Genomic DNA, 18,320 nt, shown 5'->3' with positions numbered 1-18,320 from the left:
ATTTAGGCCGCGACGACAGCCTCGCGCGGCGTCGCCGCCGCGCTGAGCAGCCGCGTCGCATCGGTGAGATGCACGAGCTTTCCGCCTGATATCACTGCGACGAGCCGCGGCCGCAACGGCGCGCTGTCGTCGACGAGCAGGATATCGGCGCGGCGTCCTTGAGCGAGCTGGCCGCGATCGGAGAGGCCAGTCGCGCGCGCGGGGCCGGCCGAAATCAGATCCCAGGCCTTTACCAGCGGCAGCACGCCGTCGGCCGCGAGGCGGAACGCAGCGAGCAGCTGTGCGGGATAGTAATAGTCCGACGCCAGCACCGAGCAGAGCCCTTTTGCGATCATGTCGGATGCCCGGGTCCAGCCGGTATGGCTGCCGCCGCGCACGACGTTCGGCGCGCCGTAGACGATGGCATCGCCGGCGGAAGCGGCGGCGCGCGCGGTCTCCTCGTTGATCGGAAACTCTGCGATCATCGCGCCCATCTCGCGAAATTCCCGGCGCATCGCAGGGGTCGCATCGTCGTGCGAGAGCATCCGCACCCCGGCTGCGCGGGCGGCAGCGGCGAGCCGCGAGACCGAATCCGGCACCTCAGCCTTGCGCGAGACCACGCGTTCGACCAGCTGGTCGAATGCCTCGCTCGACAGTCCGGTGCGCTCGACCATGCGGTTGCGCTTGCGCGGATTGGAGATGTCCGCAACGACCCCGTCCATGTGGTCGTTGAAGGCGAACAGGTCGACGCGGCCTTCGCTGAGCCACTCGCTAATCTCGCTCTCGGCGTCGAGATTGTAGGTTTCGTGCCGCAAATGGAAGCGGGTGTCGGCGGCGAATTGCGGACGCTGTCGTTCGATCGCCTCCATCAATCTCCGCGCATTGTCGGCGCTGCGCAGGCCCGGCTCCCACGAACAGGTCGTGGCGTGAAACACCGTGGTAATGCCGTTGCTGATCGCCTGGCGGTCGCTGTCGGCGAGCGCGACGTCGATCGGGAAGTCGACGCCGGCGCGGGGCATCATCTGCCGCTCGAAGGCATCGCCGTGCAGGTCGACGATGCCGGGCAGGACCAGCAGGTTGCGCGCATCGATCGCGAGTCGCGCGCGGCCGCGGGAGGCGTCGATCTCGGCAATATCGATCCCAGAGACGCTCAGCGAAGTTTCGACGATCTCGGTGCCGATCAGGGCCCGGCCGCCTTCAAGGAAAATGTCTGTCACGCGATTGCGCTTTTCTTGCTGCTGCGAGGGGAGCTTGCCCGTGCTTCATACGTGGCGAGGAAATCTTCAATCCCGAGCTTGCGAAAATGGGGCAGGGCTTCACGCAATTTGTCGTGATCCCAGTCCCACCAGGCGAGCCTTGCGAGCCGGTCGGCGGTCTCTTCCGAGAACCGCCGCCGCACGATCCGCGCCGGATTGCCGGCGACGATCGTGTAGGCCGGCACGTCCTTGGTGACAATGGCGCCGGCTGCGATCACCGCGCCGGTGCCGATGTTGCGGCCCGGCAGCACGATCGCGCCATGGCCGATCCAGACATCGTGGCCGATATGAACGTGATGCTGGCGGCGCCAGTCGAAGAACTCGGTGTCGTCGCTCTCGCCTTCGAAATAGGCGCTGGAGCGATAGGTGAAATGGGCCTGCGTCGCGCGCTGCATCGGATGATTGCCGGGGTTGATGCGCGTCATCGCCGCGATCGAGCAGAACTTTCCGATGGTCGTGTAGGTGATCTGCGAGTCGTTCACGACATAGGAGTAATCGCCCATCGTGACATCGTGCAGGATGGTGCGTGCGCCGACCTCGGTGTAGGCGCCGAGCCTGGTCTCATGGAGCTTCGCGGACGCGTCGATGGCCGGTTGGACTGAAAGCACCTTGCCGGCCATGTTGTGTCCGAACGTTCGAGGGCGGGCAATCCTCTTCGAGTGGCTTGATGACAATGTCATGACATGGCGATGACAGGGGATGAGGTGTGTAGGATCGCCGCACTGCAACGTGCGTGTCACACAAGTGTCAAGCGCGGGCGTTAGCGATTGGCTCCAGCTACTCTGGAGCCCCTGTATGCTGGTGGTTGAAGGTCTGACGTGCCGCTTCGGCGCAAAAGCCGCTGTGGACGACGCTTCGTTTCAAATTTCCCCCGGCGGCTTCGTCGGTGTGATCGGACGATCCGGCGCCGGCAAGTCGACGCTGCTCCGGACCATCAACCGCCTGGTGACGCCGACGCAAGGGCGCATCCTGTTCGACGGCATCGACGTTACCGCGTTGCGCGGCAAGGAGCTGCGGCAGTGGCGCGCCCGCTCGGCGATGATCTTCCAGCAGTTCAACCTGGTCGGCCGGCTCGACGTCCTCACCAACGTCCTGATGGGGCGTCTCGCCACCATGCCGGCCTGGCGCTCGCTGTCGCAGATCTGGCCCGAGCAGGACAAGGCGCTGGCGATGTCCGCGCTCGAGCAGTTCGACATTGCCTCGCTCGCCGCCCAGCGCGCCGACCAGCTCTCCGGAGGACAGCAGCAGCGCGTCGCGATCGCCCGTGCGCTGGTGCAGCAGCCCGACATCATCCTCGCCGACGAGCCGATCGCCTCGCTCGACCCGCGCAACACCAAGATCGTGATGGATGCGCTTTTGCGCATCAACAAGCACTTCGGCATCACCGTGCTCTGCAACCTGCATTCGCTCGATCTCGCCCGCACCTATTGCGACCGCCTGATCGGCATGGCCGCCGGCCGCGTGGTGTTCGATGGCGCGCCGTCCGCGCTGACCGATCACGTCGCGCGCGAGCTCTACGATCTCGAAGCCGCCGACGTCATGGGCGGCATGCCTGTCCCGGCGCCCGAGGGCGTGCCGGCGCTCGGAACCGCCGCGGCGGCCTGAGTCACGCCGCATCTTTTGTTGCCAGTATTGCGTCAACCGACCCCAACCGATGAAGAGGGTATCATGTTCACTCGCAGACTAGTTCTTGCCGGCGCCGCCGCGCTCGCGTTCACTGCTTCCGCGTCCGCCGAGGACTGGAAGGCCAAATATCCCGAGCTGACCTTCGCGGTCGTCCCGGCCGAGAACGCCTCCGGCGTCACCGAGCGCTGGGCGCCGTTCGTGAGCTATCTCTCCAAGGAACTGGGCGTGAAGGTCACGCTGCGCATCGCCAACGACTACGCTGCCGTCATCGAGGGCCAGCGCGCCGGCAACATCCACATCGCCAGCTACGGCTCGGCCTCGTTCGCCCGCGCCCGCCTGACCGGCGTCAAGACCGACGCCTTCGCCAACGACATCAACGCCGACGGCTCGACCGGCTACTATTCGGTGTTCTTCGTCAAGGCGAGCAGCGCCTACAAGAAGGTCGATGACCTCAAGGGTAAGAACCTCGGTCTCGTCGACCCGAACTCGACCTCGGGCAACAACGTGCCGCGCTTCGAGCTTGACAAGATGGGCATCCCGGATGCCGACGGCTATTTCAGCAAGGTCGTCTTCACCGGCAGCCACGAGAACGCGATGCTCGCGCTGGCGCAGGGCACGGTCGACGTCGCCGCCAACCAGTGGACCAGCGACGATGATTCCACGCTGGCGCAGATGCTGACCAAGGGCATGCTGAAGAACGCCGACGGCTCGGCGATGAAGAAGGATGATTTCCGCATCATCCACAAGTCGGCGCCGATCATCAACGGCCCCTATGCCTACAATTCCGACCTGCCGGAAGACGCCAAGGCCGCCATCGCCAAGGCGTTCTTCGACGCGCCGGCCAAGGACAAGGCCGCGTTCGACCGGCTCTCCGACGGCCAGAAGAAGGGTTTTCATCCCGCCACCACCAAGGACTGGGATGGCACGATCGAGCTGATCAAGTTCGTCGATGCGCTGCGTAAGAAGAAGGCGTCCTGAGCTTTCGGGACGAGCTACTCGAGCCGGGTCGATGGACCCGGCTCTTTCTCTTTTCTGAACCACCACTCGCCCTGACCAGATGACCATCGCGGTTTCGATCCTCCCCGAGCAGCAGCTGGCCGCGCTCAACGCGGCCTATCGCCAGGCGGTCTCGCGCAGGCGGCTTCGTCTGCTGTTGGGAGCTGCGATCTTTGCCGCGGCGCTGGTTCTCGCCGCGATCGGCGCAGAGGTGAATCTGCGCACGCTGTTCACCTATTTCGGCAACTTCATCAGCTATTTCGACCGCATCCTCACGCTCGACAGCGGCCAGCGGGTCTGGACCGATGTCGGCGAGTGGCTGTGGGGCTGGCGCAAATGGCTGAAGATGCTGGGCGAGACGCTGCTGATCTCCTATGTCGGCACGCTGATCGGCGCGACCTTCGCATTCTGCCTCAATTTTTTCGCGGCTGAGAACACCTCGCCGTCGCCCTGGCTGCGCTTCGTCGTGCGGCGTCTGCTTGAATTTGCCCGCACCGTCCCCGGCATCGTCTTCGCACTGGTCTTCGTGATTGCCTTCGGCCTGGGGCCAATGGCGGGCGTGCTGGCGATTGCAATCCACTCCACCGGCGCACTGGGAAAACTGTTCTCGGAAATCGTCGAGAATGCCGACATGAAGCCGGTCGAGGGCATCCGCTCGACCGGGGCGAGCTGGCTCTCCTGCATGCGCTTCGCCATCGTGCCGCAGGTCACGGCCGGCTATGCCAGCTACGCACTGCTGCGTTTCGAGATCAATGTCCGCGAAGCTTCCGTGATGGGCTTCGTCGGTGCCGGCGGCATCGGTCAGGAACTCGTGGTCGCCATCCGCAAGTTCTACTATTCGGACGTCAGCGCCATCCTGCTCACCATCATCGTCACGGTCTTCATCATCGACATCACCACCGGCTGGCTGCGCGGCCGCCTGTTCGGCAAGGATGCGCGGACGTGACGAAGCCGCAGCAGGTCGATACGCGCGAGATGCGCGCGCGCTACCCTGACGTATTCGACCGGCCGGCCTCGGCGCGGCTCGCTACACCTGTGATGATCGTCGCGGCGTTCGCCATCCTCACTTACGGCCTTGTCGATCTCGACTTCTCGCCGTCGCGCTTCTTCGCCGGCCTCAGCCAGCTCGGCTGGATCAGCCTGATGATGATCCCGCCGGATCCCGGCTCCTCCCTGCCGATCTATCTGAAGGCGCTGGGCGAGACGCTCTCGATCGCGCTGCTCGGCACCACGCTGGCGGCGGTGTTTGCACTGCCGGTGAGCCTGCTGGCGGCGCGCAACATCGTGCCGTCCAACATTCTGCGCTTCCCGATCCGCCGCTTCCTCGACTCGATCCGCGGCGTCGACACGCTGATCTGGGCGCTGGTGTGGATCAACGTCGTCGGCCTCGGTCCGTTCGCCGGCGTGCTCGCGATCGCGGTGTCGGATTTCGGCGCGTTCGGCAAACTGTTCTCCGAGGCGATCGAGGGGGCCGACCAGAAGCAGGTCGAAGGCATCCGCGCCTCCGGCGGCAGCGCGCTGCACGAGATCCGCTTCGGCCTGTTGCCCCAGGTCCTGCCCGTGATCGCCGGCCAGGTGCTGTATTTCATCGAATCCAACACGCGGTCGGCCACCATCATCGGCATCGTCGGCGCCGGCGGCATCGGCCTCCAGCTTGCCGAGCAGATCCGTGTGCTGGAATGGCAGAAGGTGTCGTTCCTGATTTTGATGATCCTGGTCGCGGTTGCCGCGATCGATTTCATCTCGGGCAAGCTGCGGTTTGCGATTATTGGAAGGCGTGCTGTCGCCTGAGCAACGGTGCCGTAGGGTGGGCAAAGCGAAAGCGTGCCCACCACTTCTAACGAGATATCGAGAAAGATCGTGGGCACGGCGCGAAGTGCGCCTTTGCCCACCCTACGGCTCCGGTTTCGTGGAGAGAGTCCCCTACGACTCCACCAAAAACTCCACGCGCTCTGCGGCAAAGCGCGAATGCTTCGTCACCAGCGGCTTGCCGGCGAGATCGTGGTCGGTGGCATCGACCACCAGGATCGGACGTCCGAGCGGAAGATCGAGCCGCGCGGCATCGGTCGCATCCACGATGCCGGCGGTGATCCGGGTCGCGCCGCGGCGATAGTCGCGGACGCCAAAATGCTCGAGCAGTTTCGTCATCGAGCGCGTTGCGGCGAACACCTCGCCTGCGCCCGGAAACAGTTCCGCCGACAGCCAGGTGGTGGAGACGCAGATCGGCGTGCGGTCGGCGAGGCGGATCGCCTCGATCCTCACCAAGGGCGCGCCGGTTTTCAGTCCCAGCTCCCGCGCGAGTTCGCGGGTCGCGACGTCATCCGTCGCCTCTATCAGGCGGCCATGCGGCTCGCGGCCGTCGGCGCCGACGATCTCGGAGAAGCGCGTACGCGAGCGCAAGGGATAGGCGAGCTTCTGCGCCTCGACATAGGTTCCGCTGCCGCGTTCGGCGCGCACGATGCCGCGTTCGGCAAGGGCTGCCAGCGCGCGCCGCACGGTGTGGCGGTTCACGCGATAGGTTTCGGCGATCTCCATCTCGCCCGGCAGCTTGTCGCCGGCCGCAAAGCGGCCGTCGGCGATGCCGCGCTCGATGCCGTCGGCAACGAGGCGCCACAAAGCGACGCCCGAAGAGGCTGTGTCCTGCATGTTCATGTCGTCAGTCAGCCTAGCCCGAAAATCACATCTTTGTCACGAAACAGTCATGGCGCGTCCGTATGAAGTTGTCTAGTATCATAGACAACTTGGATTCGGCAAGTTCTGTCAAAAGTTCGGTGGATCGGTGACCCAGCACAATACCCAGCAAGCCCAGCGCAAGGCCGCAATGGCCGTGCTGGCGCACGCGGAGGCGGGCGAGATCGCCGCTCGCCTCCGCGATCTCGCCCTGCCGGCTCATCAGGATCTGCGTGCGCCGGAGAACGGCCTCGTGATGCTGCGCGGCCGGGTCGGCGGCGACGGTGCGCCGTTCAATCTCGGCGAAGCCACGGTGTCGCGCGCGGCGGTGCGGCTCGCCAGCGGCGAGGTCGGCTTCGGCTACACGCTCGGGCGCGACGGCGAGAAGGCGCGGCTGATCGCGCTATGTGATGCGCTGGTGCAGTCCCGTGATTTCGGCGGGCTGGTCGAGCGCAGCGTTATCGCGCCGTTGCGCGAGCAGCTTATGGTCAGGCGGAAGCACGCGGCGGCCGAGACCGCCGCCACGAAGGTTGATTTCTACACCATGGTGCGCGGTGAGGGGTGAGATCATGACCACGATTGCGGAACTGCCGCCGGGTTTCGCCGACAAGGTCTTGTCGGCGCAATCGACCTTTCGTTCGGTCATGGACGCGATGGCGCGGCCGGGCTCGGTCCAGCGCATCGTGCCGATGGCGGGAGCGCCCGGCATGATGATGCGCGGCACCGCGGCGATCGCGCTGACGCTGTTCGACCATGATACGCCGCTCTGGCTCGATGCGCGGATGGCGGAGAGTTCCGACGTCTTGAAGTGGCTCAAGTTCCACACCGGCGCGCCGGTGGTGCAGGATTCCTCGATCGCTTCGTTCGCGCTCATCAGCGACGGTGGTGCGCTGCCTTCGCTCGAGCGCTTCGCGCTCGGCACGAGCGAATATCCGGACCGGTCGACCACGGTGATCATTCAAGTCGACAGCCTGAACTCCGGGCGCAGCTTCGAGCTGCGCGGTCCCGGCATCGATGGGGTCGCGTCGCTCGAGGCGTCGATCAAGCCTTTCGACCTGTTCGAGCGCCTGCGCTTCAATGAGGCGCTGTTTCCGCGCGGTATCGATGTGGTGCTGGTCGCAGATGACGCCGTGGTCGCGATCCCCCGCACCACGCGCGTCGTGAGCAAGGGAAGCTAGAAGCATGTATGTCGCAGTCAAAGGCGGCGAACGCGCCATCGAGAACGCCCACCGCCTGCTTGCCAATGCACGGCGCGGCGATCAGAGCGTTGCGGAAGTTACCCTCGACCAGATCTCGGAGCAGCTTGGGCTCGCCGTCGACCGTGTCATGAGCGAAGGCTCGCTCTATGACCGGGAGCTCGCGGCGCTTGCGATCAAGCAGGCGCGCGGCGACCTGATCGAGGCGATCTTCCTGGTCCGCGCGTTCCGCGCCACGCTGCCGCGCTTCGGCACCAGCGAGCCGGTCGACACCGGCGCGATGCTGGTGCAGCGACGGGTGTCGGCGACGTTCAAGGACATTCCCGGCGGCCAGATCCTCGGACCGACCTTCGACTACACGCACCGCCTGCTCGATCCCTCGCTCGCCGAAGGTTTTGTGCCGGAGACGCCGGCGACGGCTGAAACGTCCGCTGCGCTGACGCCGCGCGTGACGGACATCCTCGGCCGCGACGGGCTGATCGAATCCTCGCCGGAAGCCGAGGACGGCGCCAGCGTCGGCGATCTCACCCGCGAGCCGTTGAATTTCCCGGCCGACCGCGACCTGCGCCTGCAAAACCTCGCGCGTGGCGACGAAGGCTTTCTCCTCGCGATGGGCTATTCCACCCAGCGCGGCTACGGCCGCAACCACCCCTTCGTCGGCGAGATTCGCTTCGGCGAGGTCGAGGTCGAATTCGCAGCCGAAGACGTCGGCTTCGCCGTGCCGCTCGGCGCGATCGAGCTCACCGAGTGCCAGATGGTCAACCAGTTCAAGGGCTCCGCGACCGAGGCGCCGTGCTTCACCCGCGGCTATGGCCTCGCCTTCGGCCAGAGCGAGCGCAAGACGATGTCGATGGCGCTGGTCGATCGCGCGTTGCGCGCCCGCGAGCTCGGCGAGGAGGCACTGGCCCCGGCGCAAGATGAAGAATTCGTGATGTCGCATTCGGACAACGTCCAGGCGACCGGCTTCGTCGAGCACCTGAAGCTGCCGCATTATGTCGACTTCCAGTCCGAGCTCGGCCTGCTGCGCAAGCTGCGCAAGGAGTTTGCCGAGGCCAATGCGCCCGATGCCATGAAGGAGGCCGCGGAATGAACGCGCCCGCCTACAACTTCGCCTACCTCGACGAACAGACCAAGCGGATGATCCGCCGCGCGATCCTGAAAGCGATCGCGATCCCCGGCTATCAGGTGCCGTTCGCCAGCCGCGAGATGCCGATGCCCTATGGTTGGGGCACCGGCGGCGTGCAGGTGACGGCCGCGATCCTCGGGCCCCAGGACGTGTTGAAGGTGATCGACCAGGGCTCCGACGACACCACCAACGCGATCTCGATCCGAAAATTCTTTGCCAAGACCGCCGGCGTCGCCACGACGACGGCAACGGACGAGGCGACGGTGATCCAGACCCGTCACCGCATCCCGGAGACGGCGCTGCACGAAAACCAGGTGCTGGTCTACCAGGTGCCGATCCCGGAACCGCTACGCTTCCTCGAGCCGCGCGAGACCGAGACGCGGCGCATGCACGCGCTCGCCGAATACGGCCTGATGCACGTCAAGCTCTACGAGGACATCGCCCGCTTCGGCCATATCGCGACCGCCTACGCCTATCCGGTCAAGGTCAACGCGCGCTACGTGATGGACCCGTCGCCGACGCCGAAATTCGACAATCCCAAGATGGACAATTGCCCGGCGCTGCAATTGTTCGGCGCCGGCCGCGAGAAGCGCATCTATGCGATCCCGCCCTACACCCAGGTGGTCTCGCTCGATTTCGAGGATCACCCGTTCGAGCCCTACCGCTTCAATGCACCCTGCGCGCTGTGCGGTGCGGAGAACTCCTACCTCGACGAGATCGTGACCGACGATAAGGGCGGGCGCATGTTCGTCTGCTCCGACACCGATTATTGCGAGGGCCGCCAGGCCGCCGGCCATCACGGCAGCCTCAGCGCCGCGCCGTACAAGGAGAAGGCGCATGGTTGATCAGGCTACGCTCGACAACGACGAGCCGCTGCTGGTCGCAAAATCCCTCAGCAAGTCGTTCGGTCGCATCGCCGCCTGCCGCGACGTGTCGTTCTCGCTCTATCCCGGCGAGGTGCTGGCGATCGTCGGCGAGTCCGGCTCGGGCAAATCGACGCTGCTGCAAATGCTGTCGGGCCAGCTCACCCCGAGCGCGGGGCATGTGTCGTACCGCATGCGCGACGGTGTGACCCGCGATCTCGCCACCCTCGGCGAGGCCGAGCGCCGCTTTCTGTTCCGCACTGATTGGGGTTTCGTGCACCAGGATCCAGCGCAGGGCCTGCGCATGGCGGTCTCTGCCGGCGCCAATGTCGGCGAGCGGCTGATGGCGGTCGGGTGGAATCACTACGGCCGCATCCGCGACACTGCCTCCGACTGGCTGACCCGCGTCGAGATCGACACAGCGCGCATCGACGATGCGCCGCGGACCTATTCCGGCGGCATGCGCCAGCGTCTTCAGATCGCCCGCAACCTCGTCACCGAGCCGCGGCTGGTGTTCATGGACGAGCCGACCGGCGGACTTGACGTATCGGTACAGGCGCGCCTGCTCGACCTCCTGCGCAGCCTCGTCGCCGAGCTGAACCTCGCCGTCATCATCGTCACCCACGATCTCGCGGTCGCACGCCTCCTGTCACACCGCGTGATGGTGATGAAAGGCGGCCGCGTCATCGAGACCGGTCTCACCGACCAGGTGCTCGACGATCCCCGTGAGCCCTATACCCAGCTCCTCGTCTCCTCGATTCTGCCGCCATGAGCCAGCCAATGACCGCCATGATCGACATCACTGACGCCGGCAAGACCTTTACGATGCACCTGCAGGGCGGCATCGAGCTGCCGGTGGTGCGCGGAGTGACCTTCCACGTCAACGCGAGCGAATGCGTCGTGCTCTCGGGGCCATCAGGCGCCGGCAAATCGTCGATCCTGAAGATGATCTTCGGCAATTACCGCTGCGACAACGGTCGCATCGGCATCCGCCATCGCGGCGCGGTGGTCGACCTCGCCACCGCCGAGCCGCGGCAGGTCCTCAACATCCGCCGCTCAACCATCGGCTATGTCAGCCAGTTCCTGCGGGCAGTGCCGCGGGTTGCGACCATCGACGTCGTGGCCGAGCCGCTGATCGTGAACGGCATGGCCCGCGCCGACGCACAGGCGCGCGCCGGCGAGCTGCTGCACCGTCTCAACATCCCCGAGCGCCTCTGGCAGTTGCCGCCCGCGACCTTCTCCGGCGGCGAGCAGCAGCGCGTGAATATCGCGCGCGGCTTCATCTCGGACCTGCCGATTCTGCTGCTGGACGAGCCGACCGCCTCGCTCGATGCTGCCAACCGCGCTGTGGTGGTCGAGCTGGTCGCCGAAAAGAAGCGCCAGGGCGTTGCCATGGTCGCCATTGTCCATGACGACGAAATCCGTCATCTGATTGCCGACCGCATCGTCGACGTCACCAGCTTTGCCGCCGCGGCCTGAAGGACATGGAAATGAAGCCGAAGGACACATTGATTGCCAACGCCAGGATCGTCCTGGCCGACCGGGTGATCGAACAGGGCTGGCTCGCTCTTGCCGATGGCCGCGTTGCCGAGATTGGCGAGGGCAGGGCACCCGCAGGCGCAGAGGATGCCGGCGGCGATTTGATCATGCCCGGCCTGATCGAGCTCCACACCGACCATCTCGAAGCACACTACGTGCCGCGGCCAAAGGTGTTCTGGAACCCGGTCGCCGCCGTCATCTCCTATGACGGCCAGCTCGCGACCTCCGGCATTACCACCGTATTCGACTCGCTCCGGGTCTGGCGCGAGGACGGCGCAGAGGAAGTCGATGGCCGCGCCGGCGTGCTCGCCGCCGCAATCACCACCGCGCGCGAGGCCAGCCTGCTGCGCGCCGACCACTTCCTGCATCTGCGCTGCGAAATCCCGATGCCGAGCGTCGTCGAGGAGGCCAAGGAGCTGATCGATCGTCCCGACGTCAAGCTGATGTCGTTGATGGACCATACGCCCGGCCAGCGCCAGTTCCGCGATGAGGTCAAGCTGCGCGACTATTACCGGGGCAAGGGCGGTGGCAAGACCGATGCCGAGCTCGACGAGCTGTTCGCAAAGCGCTTCGAATATCAGAGGCTTCATGCCGCGACCAACATGCGCGAGATCGTGGCGCTGGCGCATCAGTACAAGATTCCGCTGGCGAGCCACGACGACACCACCGAGGAGAACGTCGCGGACGCCGTGCGCGACCGCGTTTCGGTGGCGGAATTCCCGACCACGCTGGAGGCCGCGCGCGGCCTGCACCAGGCCGGCATCGACATCCTGATGGGCGCGCCGAACGTGGTGCGCGGCGGCTCGCACTCCGGCAACATCGCCGCGGTCGATCTCGCGCGCGAAGGCCTGCTCGACATCCTGTCGTCGGACTATATCCCCTCGAGCCTTCTCATGGCCGCGCTGCAACTGCCGGAGCACGTGCCAGCGATCAGCCTTCCGGCGGCGGTCCGCACGGTGACCAAGGCGCCGGCAGAGGCGGTCGGCCTCACCGACCGCGGCGAGGTCGCGATCGGCAAGCGCGCCGACCTGATCCGCGTGCATGTCGCAGGCAGTGTTCCCGTCGTCCGCAGCGTCTGGCGCGAAGGACACCGCGTCGCATGAGCGAGATCGCGACCATGGCCGAGGGCGAGGCGGGAGCGATCGGCCCCGGCCGGCTCGTGCTCGTGGTCGGCCCCAGCGGCGCCGGCAAGGACACTCTGCTTCGACTGGCGCAGGCGGCCTGCAGCGACGATCCTGACATCGTCTTCCCGCGCCGTATCGTGACGCGTGCGTCGTCGGCCGACGAGGACAATATCGCGATGAGCCAGGACGAATTCCGCCGCGCGCGCGAACACGGCGACTTCGCCGTGCACTGGGAGGCGCATGGGCATTCCTATGCGCTGCCGCTGGAGATCAACGACGACATCCGCGCGGGGCGTGCGGTCGTCGCAAACGTCTCGCGCACGGTGATTGCCGCGTTGCGCCAGGCCTATGCCAACGTCGTGGTCGTTGCGATCACGGCGCCGCCGGACGTGCTGGCGCAGCGGCTCGCCGCGCGCGCCCGGCACAGCGACGGCAACATCGCGGAGCGGCTGTCGCGCAGCGTCGACGACGCATCGGCAATCGCCGATGTCACCATCCTCAACGCCGGCAGCGCGGAGTATCACAGCCGCCAGCTCGTGCGCGCGATCAGGAATGAAGGCTGGCAAGACTAAAGCGTTTTCGAGCGAAGTGGATGCCGGTTCGCGTTAAGAAAACGCGTCAAACCAAGAATCCGGAGCTGCGTTCCGATATCATCGGAACGGAGCTCTTGCCGGCACAACAAGGAGAGAGCGGAATGACGGTGATCGAAACGGTCGAGCAGCTTGAGGCCATCTACGGCGTCACCAACGACGCCTCGACCGTGAAAGTCGCCGACCATGTCACGCCGCTCTACCGTATCTTCATCGAAAAGGCGCCGTTCGCCGCGCTCGCCACCATCGGACCCGAGGGCATCGACTGCTCGCCGCGCGGCGATCTCCCCGGCTTCGTCCGCATCCACGATCCCAAGACGCTGATGCTGCCGGATCGCCGCGGCAACAACAGGGTCGATTCCCTGCGCAACATCGTGCGCGACCCCAGGGTGTCGCTGATGTTACTGATCCCCGGCTCCGGCAACGCCGTGCGCGCCAATGGCCGTGCGCATCTCTCGATCGATCCGGACCTGCTGGCCTCGTTCAAGGTCGAGGGCAAGGCGCCGCGCAGCGTGATGGTGATGAACGTGGAGGAAATCTACTTCCAATGTGCGCGCGCCATCGTCCGCTCCGATCTCTGGAATCCCGACAAGCGCGTCGATCCGAAGACGCTGCCGACGCCGGGGCAGATCCTCGCCGAGATGAGCCAGAACAAGGTCGGCGGCGCCGAGTACGACCGCATCTGGCCCGAGCGGGCCGCCGCGACGATGTGGTGATCGTCCGCGCTCTCTCGTCTCCCTCGCCCCGCGCTCTTGTCCGCCGAAGCCCGCCTTCGGGCGAAGGCGGATGCGGGGAGAGGCGAAGAGTTTGTAGGGTGGGTTAGCCTTGCGGCTGCGCGAAGCGCAGGCCGCTGGCGTAACCCACCTCTTTTGTCTCCGCGGATAAAGACAATGGTGGGTTACGCTGAGCGGACGCGCTTTGCGCATCCACTCAGCTAACCCACCCTACAAGTGCACGGGATATCGTCGCAGCCGATGATCGTTGGCCAAGCGAGATGAATCCGTCTGTCAGTGCTTGCGGCGGGAGAAGCGTCCCGGCGTGCCGGTCACAAATATGGATAGCCATTTCATTGACCAATCGCGCCAATCGCTCGATATTCGGAGCGTAGAGACTGCTCCTCGAGCCCAAGCCGCACCATGAGAACCGATCACCAGCGCAATCGAAACGACATGCAGGCATGCATGACGCGGCGCTGTTTCTCGGCGGCAACGGGCGCCTGTTGTTGTTGCTGACCGTCTCCTAGCAGCACCTCACACCGAAAATCTCAAGACAGGAACGCCGAATTTCGGCGAACGAGCAGTCATGTCCCAGACCCAGTCGAACGCCTACATCATCGAGATCCAGGACCGCGCCGCCGGCATCATCACAAGAGATGAGCGCGGCTTCCGCTTCTTCTCCTCCGAGCGCCTGTTCGACAGCCTCGAAGGCCGCCAGTTCCGTTCGGCCCGCGAGGCCGAGCGCGCCGCCCGTGCCGTGTTCTCCGAGCGTAGCCGTCGCGCGAGCTCGCAACTCTTCGCCAACTGATCCCACCGAAAGGACCGCGTTATGATCACCCGACGACATATCCTTGCAACGACGCTGTTGCTTGCGACCGCCCTGGCTGCACCCGCGCGGGCCGAGGACAAGCCGGCGGAAATCCGCATCGGCACGCAGAAGGGCGGTTTCTTCCCAGCGGTACGCCAGCGCCAGACGCTCGAGAACGCCTTCAAGCCGCTCGGCATCGAGATCAGGTGGGTCGATTTCCAGTTCGGTCCGCCGCTGCTCGAAGCCATCAATGTCGGCAGCGTCGATTTCGGCTATGTCGGCGACTCCCCGCCGATCTTCGCGCAGGCGGGCGGTGCCAAGATCCGCTATGTCGCCGCGGTGAAATCGGAAGGCAACACCCAGGCGATCATTGTGCCCAGGGATTCGCCGATTCACGCGCTGGCCGATCTCAAAGGCAAGCGCGTCGCCTTCGGCAAGGGATCGAGCGCGCATAATCTGCTCGTCGCGGCGCTCGAAAAGGCCGGCCTGTCCTGGTCCGACATCACGCCGGCGCCGCTGGCTCCTGCCGATGCGACGGCCGCCTTCGTCAAGGGCTCGGTCGATGCCTGGTCGATCTGGGATCCGTATCTCGCGCTCGCCGAATTGAAGGAGGGCGCGCGTGTGATCGTCTTTGACAAGGACGTGCACAAGCCGAATGCGTTCTACATCGCCAATACGGATTTCGTCGAGAAATACCCGTCGCTGGTCGCGAAGCTCAACACGACCTTCGCGTCCGAAGGTGTCTGGGCCAACGAACACCACGGGGACGTCGCCAAAGCGCAGGCAGACGCGACCGGCGTTGACATCGAGGCCGTCAGGCGTTTCGTGGATCGCTCCAACTTCCGCGTGGTGCCGCTGGATGCCGAAATTGTCGCAAGCCAGCAGGCCGTCGCCGATCGTTTCGCAAAGCTCAGCCTGATCCCGAAGCCGGTCACCGTCTCCGACATCGTCTGGAAATGGACGCCGGGTTCTTGAGCCGGCGCGGCTGATCAGCTCCGGCGGCGCGCCCTGGTGCGTGCCGCCTTCTTTGCGGCGGCGGAGCGGACCTTGGAGCCCTTGGTGTGGCTCGCCTTCCGTGCGGCGGCCGAGCGGGACGCTGCGGTTCGGCGGCTTGCGGCCCGCTTGGCCTGTTTCGACAGCGCGCTGCGCGATGCGGTCGACCGCGGCTCCTTCTTCAGCACGCCTTCGACGGCGCGCGACACCTTCGGGCGGCGCTTCGCGGTGCGTTTGCCCTGGCCGACCTCGTAAGCATATCTGGCGCTGCGGCGCGTCGACTTCTTGGTGCTTCCCTTGCGCGGTGGCGGCAGATCGACACCGGCGCGACGCGCCTCGGACAGGCCGATGGCGATGGCCTGCTTGGTCGAGCGCGCGCCGTGCTTGCCCTTCCGGATCCTGTCGATCTCGTCCTTGACGAATTCGCCGGCCTGCGTGCTGGCCGATTTACCGGCGCGCTTGTCCTGCCTGGCTTTACGAATGATTTCCTGTCTTGGCATGGTCGAGTTCCCCTTCTTGATTCAGAGGGATGTCTGACCGCAACGCGCAAGGCAGGAGATCGATCCGCTTAGTTCCTCAGCGCAGCCAGCAACTCGTCCGGGCGTTCGGCCATGATCATGTGACCGGCGCCGGGCACCACGACGGTCTTGGCATGCGGGATCGCGGCCGCAAGCGCCTTGCCGGCCTTGGCCGGCGTCATCATGTCCCGCTCGCCGAGAATGAGCGTCGTCGGCACCTTCACGCTTGCCGCAGCGGTGAGCGCATTCGTATAGGAGTTGCAGGCCGACAGATCCCTGAACAGCACGCCCGGCTCGCAAGCCTTCAGCACCGCCTGCGCGCCGCCGTGCATCCACAGACCCGGCGCAAGGCTGCCGCCGAGTTCCGCGTTGAAGCCGAGGCCCCAGATCGCGACCATGTCGTTGGCATCCTGCGAGTTGGCCTCGGCGGCCTTCAAGAGATCCGGGCCGACCGTCATGGTCGCGGCGGTGCCGATCAGGCTCAGCGCCGACACCTTGTCGGGATGCCGCGCCGCCGTCTCCAGCGAGATCAGCGATCCCATGGAGTGACCGATCAGATGTGCCTTCGCAGCTCCGGCCGCATCGAGCAGTGCGGCCGTCCAGTCGGCCATCTCCGCGATGCTCGAGAGCGAAGGCCCCGCCGAGCGGCCGTGGCCGGGCAGGTCGGGCGCCAGCACGGCAAAACCATGATGGGCGAACCAGCGCGTATGCAGCGCCCAGGTCGAATGATCGAAGCCGGCGCCGTGGATGAAGACCACCGCGGGCAGCGACTTGTCGAAGTCGCGGCCGCCGGTTGCGACAAACACATCAGTGCCGTTGACGGAAAGCTTCATGGTGTCAGGCCTTTTGCGAGATGCGCAGCGCTTGGTTGAGATCGTCGATGATGTCGGAGGCGGTCTCGATGCCTACCGAGAGCCGCACCAGCTCTTCGCCGACACCGGCGGCCTTGAGCTGCTCGGCGTCCATCTGCTGATGCGTGGTCGAGGCAGGGTGGATCACCAGCGTCTTGGCATCGCCGACATTGGCGAGATGGCTGATCATGCGCAGGGATTCGATGAACTTGCGTCCCGCGGGACGTCCGCCCTTGATGCCGAAGGACACGATCGAGCCGGCGCCGCGCGGCAGTAGCGTCTTGGCGAGCTGGTAGTCGGGATGGGTCTCCAGCGAAGGATGCAGCACCCAGTCGACGGCCTTGTTGGACTTGAGCGCTTCCAGCACCAGATGCGTGTTCTGCATGTGCCGGTCCATGCGCACGCCTAGTGTCTCGACGCCCTGCAAGAGCTGGAACGCGTTGGTCGGCGACAGGCAGGCGCCGAAATCGCGCAGGCCCTCGGTGCGGGCGCGCATGATGAAGGCGGCCGTGCCGAACTGCTCGTCGAAGACGATGCCGTGATAGCCGCCATAGGGCTCGGTCAGCACAGCGAATTTGCCCGACGCGCGCCAGTCGAACCGGCCGCCGTCGACGATGGCGCCGCCGATCGCGATGCCATGGCCGCCGATCCATTTGGTCGCCGAATGCATGACGATGTCGGCCCCTAGCTCGATCGGGCGGCTGAGATAGGGCGTGGCGAAGGTGTTGTCGATCAGCAGCGGAATCTTTGCCTCATGCGCGATCGCCGCAACCTTCGGGATATCGAGCACCTCGAGGCCGGGATTACCGATGGTCTCGCCGATCACAAGCTTCGTGTTCGGCTTGATCGCCGACCGGAACGCGTCGAGATCGCGCGGTTTCACGAACGTCGTGGTGATGCCGAAGCGCGGCAGCGTGTGTGCCAAGAGGTTGATGGTGCCGCCATAGAGCGAGCTCGACGCCACGATGTGGTCGCCGGCGCTCAGCAGCGTGGCGATGGCCAGATGCATCGCCGCCTGGCCGCTCGCCGTGCAGATCGCGCCGACGCCGCCTTCCAGCGCCGCAAGCCGCTCCTCCAGCACGCCCGTGGTCGGATTGGAGATGCGCGTATAGATGTGTCCGGCGCGCTCAAGGTTGAACAGCGCGGCGGCGTGGTCGGAATCCTGGAACACGTAGGACGTGGTCTGGTAGATCGGCACCGCACGGGCGCCGGTCGTGGGATCCGGATGCTGGCCGGCATGCAGGCTCAGGGTCTCGAAGGCAGGCGGCTTTGGCGCGGGCATGCGTGGCCTCGTTGGTCGGTCGGTGATGGCGGCCGTTGTGCCATAAAAACGTGTGCGAAGTCAGCCATTGACAGTGCCGCGTTCGCGGTGCGCTCCCTCGCCCCGCTTGCGGGGAGAGGGTTGGGGTGAGGGGGACTCTCCGCGGGGACGGTGGGAGTTGGACTCGCGGAGGCTCCCCCTCACCCGG

21 protein-coding genes are annotated in these 18,320 nt (G+C 65.7%); 15 read left to right on the top strand and 6 right to left on the bottom strand.

Annotated elements, in window-relative coordinates:
* Positions 1–2: 2 nt before the first annotated feature.
* Together JQ592_RS35045 and JQ592_RS35040 are read right to left on the bottom strand one after the other, a co-directional pair.
* A complete protein-coding gene (locus JQ592_RS35045; RefSeq protein WP_211407268.1) occupies positions 3–1,196 on the bottom strand; it encodes an alpha-D-ribose 1-methylphosphonate 5-triphosphate diphosphatase in 1,194 nt (397 codons plus the stop codon).
* Positions 1,193–1,855: a chloramphenicol acetyltransferase gene (locus JQ592_RS35040; RefSeq protein ID WP_211407267.1), complete on the bottom strand. Its 663-nt coding sequence runs from the start codon at positions 1,853–1,855 to the stop codon at positions 1,193–1,195. The genes JQ592_RS35045 and JQ592_RS35040 overlap by 4 nt, the downstream gene beginning before the upstream one ends.
* Positions 1,856–2,030: 175 nt before the next feature.
* On the opposite strand from JQ592_RS35040, the gene phnC reads away from it, so the two are divergent.
* The 4 genes from phnC to phnE (JQ592_RS35020) all read left to right on the top strand — a co-directional run bounded on the left by phnC (position 2,031) and on the right by phnE (JQ592_RS35020) (position 5,648).
* A complete protein-coding gene (phnC, locus tag JQ592_RS35035; RefSeq protein WP_211407266.1) occupies positions 2,031–2,840 on the top strand; it encodes a phosphonate ABC transporter ATP-binding protein in 810 nt (269 codons plus the stop codon).
* Between the two features lie 63 nt (positions 2,841–2,903).
* Positions 2,904–3,839, top strand: a complete 936-nt coding sequence (phnD, locus tag JQ592_RS35030) for a phosphonate ABC transporter substrate-binding protein (RefSeq protein ID WP_211407265.1) — start codon at positions 2,904–2,906, stop codon at positions 3,837–3,839.
* Positions 3,840–3,918: 79 nt separating this feature from the next.
* Positions 3,919–4,803, top strand: coding sequence for a phosphonate ABC transporter, permease protein PhnE (phnE, locus tag JQ592_RS35025; RefSeq protein ID WP_211407264.1), 885 nt, complete (start codon positions 3,919–3,921; stop codon positions 4,801–4,803).
* A gap of 29 nt (positions 4,804–4,832) precedes the next feature.
* Positions 4,833–5,648 (top strand): phosphonate ABC transporter, permease protein PhnE, encoded by an 816-nt coding sequence (phnE, locus tag JQ592_RS35020; RefSeq protein WP_246820933.1) that lies wholly within the window; start codon positions 4,833–4,835, stop codon positions 5,646–5,648.
* Positions 5,649–5,780: 132 nt separating this feature from the next.
* Here the strand turns inward: phnE (JQ592_RS35020) and phnF are convergent, their stop codons facing one another.
* Entirely contained in the window at positions 5,781–6,509 is a 729-nt protein-coding gene (gene phnF, locus JQ592_RS35015) for a phosphonate metabolism transcriptional regulator PhnF (protein WP_211407262.1), read from the bottom strand.
* A 169-nt stretch (positions 6,510–6,678) separates the two neighbouring features.
* Between phnF and phnG the strand changes: the two genes are divergently transcribed.
* The 11 genes from phnG to JQ592_RS34960 all read left to right on the top strand — a co-directional run bounded on the left by phnG (position 6,679) and on the right by JQ592_RS34960 (position 15,464).
* A complete protein-coding gene (gene phnG / locus JQ592_RS35010; RefSeq protein ID WP_211407304.1) occupies positions 6,679–7,092 on the top strand; it encodes a phosphonate C-P lyase system protein PhnG in 414 nt (137 codons plus the stop codon).
* 4 nt (positions 7,093–7,096) lie between these two features.
* Entirely contained in the window at positions 7,097–7,705 is a 609-nt protein-coding gene (gene phnH / locus JQ592_RS35005; RefSeq protein ID WP_211407261.1) for a phosphonate C-P lyase system protein PhnH, read from the top strand.
* A gap of 4 nt (positions 7,706–7,709) precedes the next feature.
* The gene (locus JQ592_RS35000) at positions 7,710–8,813 is read left to right on the top strand and encodes a carbon-phosphorus lyase complex subunit PhnI (RefSeq protein ID WP_211407260.1); all 1,104 of its coding nucleotides are present in this window, start codon (positions 7,710–7,712) and stop codon (positions 8,811–8,813) included.
* Positions 8,810–9,694, top strand: coding sequence for an alpha-D-ribose 1-methylphosphonate 5-phosphate C-P-lyase PhnJ (locus JQ592_RS34995; protein WP_211407259.1), 885 nt, complete (start codon positions 8,810–8,812; stop codon positions 9,692–9,694). Before JQ592_RS35000 ends, JQ592_RS34995 begins: the two co-directional genes overlap by 4 nt.
* Complete coding sequence (gene phnK, locus JQ592_RS34990; RefSeq protein WP_211407258.1) at positions 9,687–10,484, top strand: phosphonate C-P lyase system protein PhnK; 798 nt, start codon at positions 9,687–9,689, stop codon at positions 10,482–10,484. The genes JQ592_RS34995 and phnK overlap by 8 nt, the downstream gene beginning before the upstream one ends.
* Before the next feature lie 8 nt (positions 10,485–10,492).
* A complete protein-coding gene (gene phnL / locus JQ592_RS34985; RefSeq protein WP_211407257.1) occupies positions 10,493–11,191 on the top strand; it encodes a phosphonate C-P lyase system protein PhnL in 699 nt (232 codons plus the stop codon).
* Between the two features lie 5 nt (positions 11,192–11,196).
* Positions 11,197–12,354 (top strand): alpha-D-ribose 1-methylphosphonate 5-triphosphate diphosphatase, encoded by a 1,158-nt coding sequence (locus tag JQ592_RS34980; protein ID WP_211407256.1) that lies wholly within the window; start codon positions 11,197–11,199, stop codon positions 12,352–12,354.
* Positions 12,351–12,947, top strand: a complete 597-nt coding sequence (phnN, locus tag JQ592_RS34975; RefSeq protein WP_211407255.1) for a phosphonate metabolism protein/1,5-bisphosphokinase (PRPP-forming) PhnN — start codon at positions 12,351–12,353, stop codon at positions 12,945–12,947. Before JQ592_RS34980 ends, phnN begins: the two co-directional genes overlap by 4 nt.
* 122 nt (positions 12,948–13,069) lie before the next feature.
* A complete protein-coding gene (locus tag JQ592_RS34970) occupies positions 13,070–13,681 on the top strand; it encodes a pyridoxamine 5'-phosphate oxidase family protein (RefSeq protein WP_211407254.1) in 612 nt (203 codons plus the stop codon).
* Between the two features lie 586 nt (positions 13,682–14,267).
* The gene (locus tag JQ592_RS34965; RefSeq protein WP_211407253.1) at positions 14,268–14,489 is read left to right on the top strand and encodes a hypothetical protein; all 222 of its coding nucleotides are present in this window, start codon (positions 14,268–14,270) and stop codon (positions 14,487–14,489) included.
* A 21-nt stretch (positions 14,490–14,510) separates the two neighbouring features.
* Positions 14,511–15,464, top strand: a complete 954-nt coding sequence (locus JQ592_RS34960) for an aliphatic sulfonate ABC transporter substrate-binding protein (protein WP_211407252.1) — start codon at positions 14,511–14,513, stop codon at positions 15,462–15,464.
* Positions 15,465–15,478: 14 nt separating this feature from the next.
* On the opposite strand, the gene JQ592_RS34955 is transcribed toward JQ592_RS34960, so the two are convergent.
* The 3 genes from JQ592_RS34955 to JQ592_RS34945 all read right to left on the bottom strand — a co-directional run bounded on the left by JQ592_RS34955 (position 15,479) and on the right by JQ592_RS34945 (position 18,133).
* Positions 15,479–15,982, bottom strand: coding sequence for a DUF6496 domain-containing protein (locus tag JQ592_RS34955; RefSeq protein WP_211407251.1), 504 nt, complete (start codon positions 15,980–15,982; stop codon positions 15,479–15,481).
* A gap of 68 nt (positions 15,983–16,050) precedes the next feature.
* A complete protein-coding gene (locus JQ592_RS34950) occupies positions 16,051–16,833 on the bottom strand; it encodes an alpha/beta fold hydrolase (RefSeq protein WP_211407250.1) in 783 nt (260 codons plus the stop codon).
* Positions 16,834–16,837: 4 nt separating this feature from the next.
* Positions 16,838–18,133, bottom strand: a complete 1,296-nt coding sequence (locus JQ592_RS34945) for an O-acetylhomoserine aminocarboxypropyltransferase (protein ID WP_211407249.1) — start codon at positions 18,131–18,133, stop codon at positions 16,838–16,840.
* Between the last annotated feature and the right edge of the window lie 187 nt (positions 18,134–18,320).

The sequence above is a fragment of the Bradyrhizobium iriomotense genome (assembly GCF_018129405.1).
GTDB lineage: Bacteria > Pseudomonadota > Alphaproteobacteria > Rhizobiales > Xanthobacteraceae > Bradyrhizobium > Bradyrhizobium iriomotense_B.
The sequence above is the reverse complement of the archived record's forward strand: the minus strand, read 5'-3'. Positions and strand labels throughout refer to the sequence as shown.

Coding starts and splice junctions, on each gene's coding strand:
- phnE (WP_211407264.1), top strand. CDS start 3,919: ATGACCATCGCGGTTTCGATCCTCCCCGAGCAGCAGCTGGCCGCGCTC.
- JQ592_RS34950 (WP_211407250.1), bottom strand. CDS start 16,833: ATGAAGCTTTCCGTCAACGGCACTGATGTGTTTGTCGCAACCGGCGGC.
- JQ592_RS34995 (WP_211407259.1), top strand. CDS start 8,810: ATGAACGCGCCCGCCTACAACTTCGCCTACCTCGACGAACAGACCAAG.
- phnN (WP_211407255.1), top strand. CDS start 12,351: ATGAGCGAGATCGCGACCATGGCCGAGGGCGAGGCGGGAGCGATCGGC.
- JQ592_RS34945 (WP_211407249.1), bottom strand. CDS start 18,133: ATGCCCGCGCCAAAGCCGCCTGCCTTCGAGACCCTGAGCCTGCATGCC.
- JQ592_RS35000 (WP_211407260.1), top strand. CDS start 7,710: ATGTATGTCGCAGTCAAAGGCGGCGAACGCGCCATCGAGAACGCCCAC.
- phnD (WP_211407265.1), top strand. CDS start 2,904: ATGTTCACTCGCAGACTAGTTCTTGCCGGCGCCGCCGCGCTCGCGTTC.
- JQ592_RS34965 (WP_211407253.1), top strand. CDS start 14,268: ATGTCCCAGACCCAGTCGAACGCCTACATCATCGAGATCCAGGACCGC.
- phnC (WP_211407266.1), top strand. CDS start 2,031: ATGCTGGTGGTTGAAGGTCTGACGTGCCGCTTCGGCGCAAAAGCCGCT.
- phnE (WP_246820933.1), top strand. CDS start 4,833: ATGCGCGCGCGCTACCCTGACGTATTCGACCGGCCGGCCTCGGCGCGG.
- phnK (WP_211407258.1), top strand. CDS start 9,687: ATGGTTGATCAGGCTACGCTCGACAACGACGAGCCGCTGCTGGTCGCA.
- JQ592_RS34980 (WP_211407256.1), top strand. CDS start 11,197: ATGGAAATGAAGCCGAAGGACACATTGATTGCCAACGCCAGGATCGTC.
- phnL (WP_211407257.1), top strand. CDS start 10,493: ATGACCGCCATGATCGACATCACTGACGCCGGCAAGACCTTTACGATG.
- phnH (WP_211407261.1), top strand. CDS start 7,097: ATGACCACGATTGCGGAACTGCCGCCGGGTTTCGCCGACAAGGTCTTG.
- phnF (WP_211407262.1), bottom strand. CDS start 6,509: ATGAACATGCAGGACACAGCCTCTTCGGGCGTCGCTTTGTGGCGCCTC.
- phnG (WP_211407304.1), top strand. CDS start 6,679: ATGGCCGTGCTGGCGCACGCGGAGGCGGGCGAGATCGCCGCTCGCCTC.
- JQ592_RS35040 (WP_211407267.1), bottom strand. CDS start 1,855: ATGGCCGGCAAGGTGCTTTCAGTCCAACCGGCCATCGACGCGTCCGCG.
- JQ592_RS34970 (WP_211407254.1), top strand. CDS start 13,070: ATGACGGTGATCGAAACGGTCGAGCAGCTTGAGGCCATCTACGGCGTC.
- JQ592_RS34960 (WP_211407252.1), top strand. CDS start 14,511: ATGATCACCCGACGACATATCCTTGCAACGACGCTGTTGCTTGCGACC.
- JQ592_RS34955 (WP_211407251.1), bottom strand. CDS start 15,982: ATGCCAAGACAGGAAATCATTCGTAAAGCCAGGCAGGACAAGCGCGCC.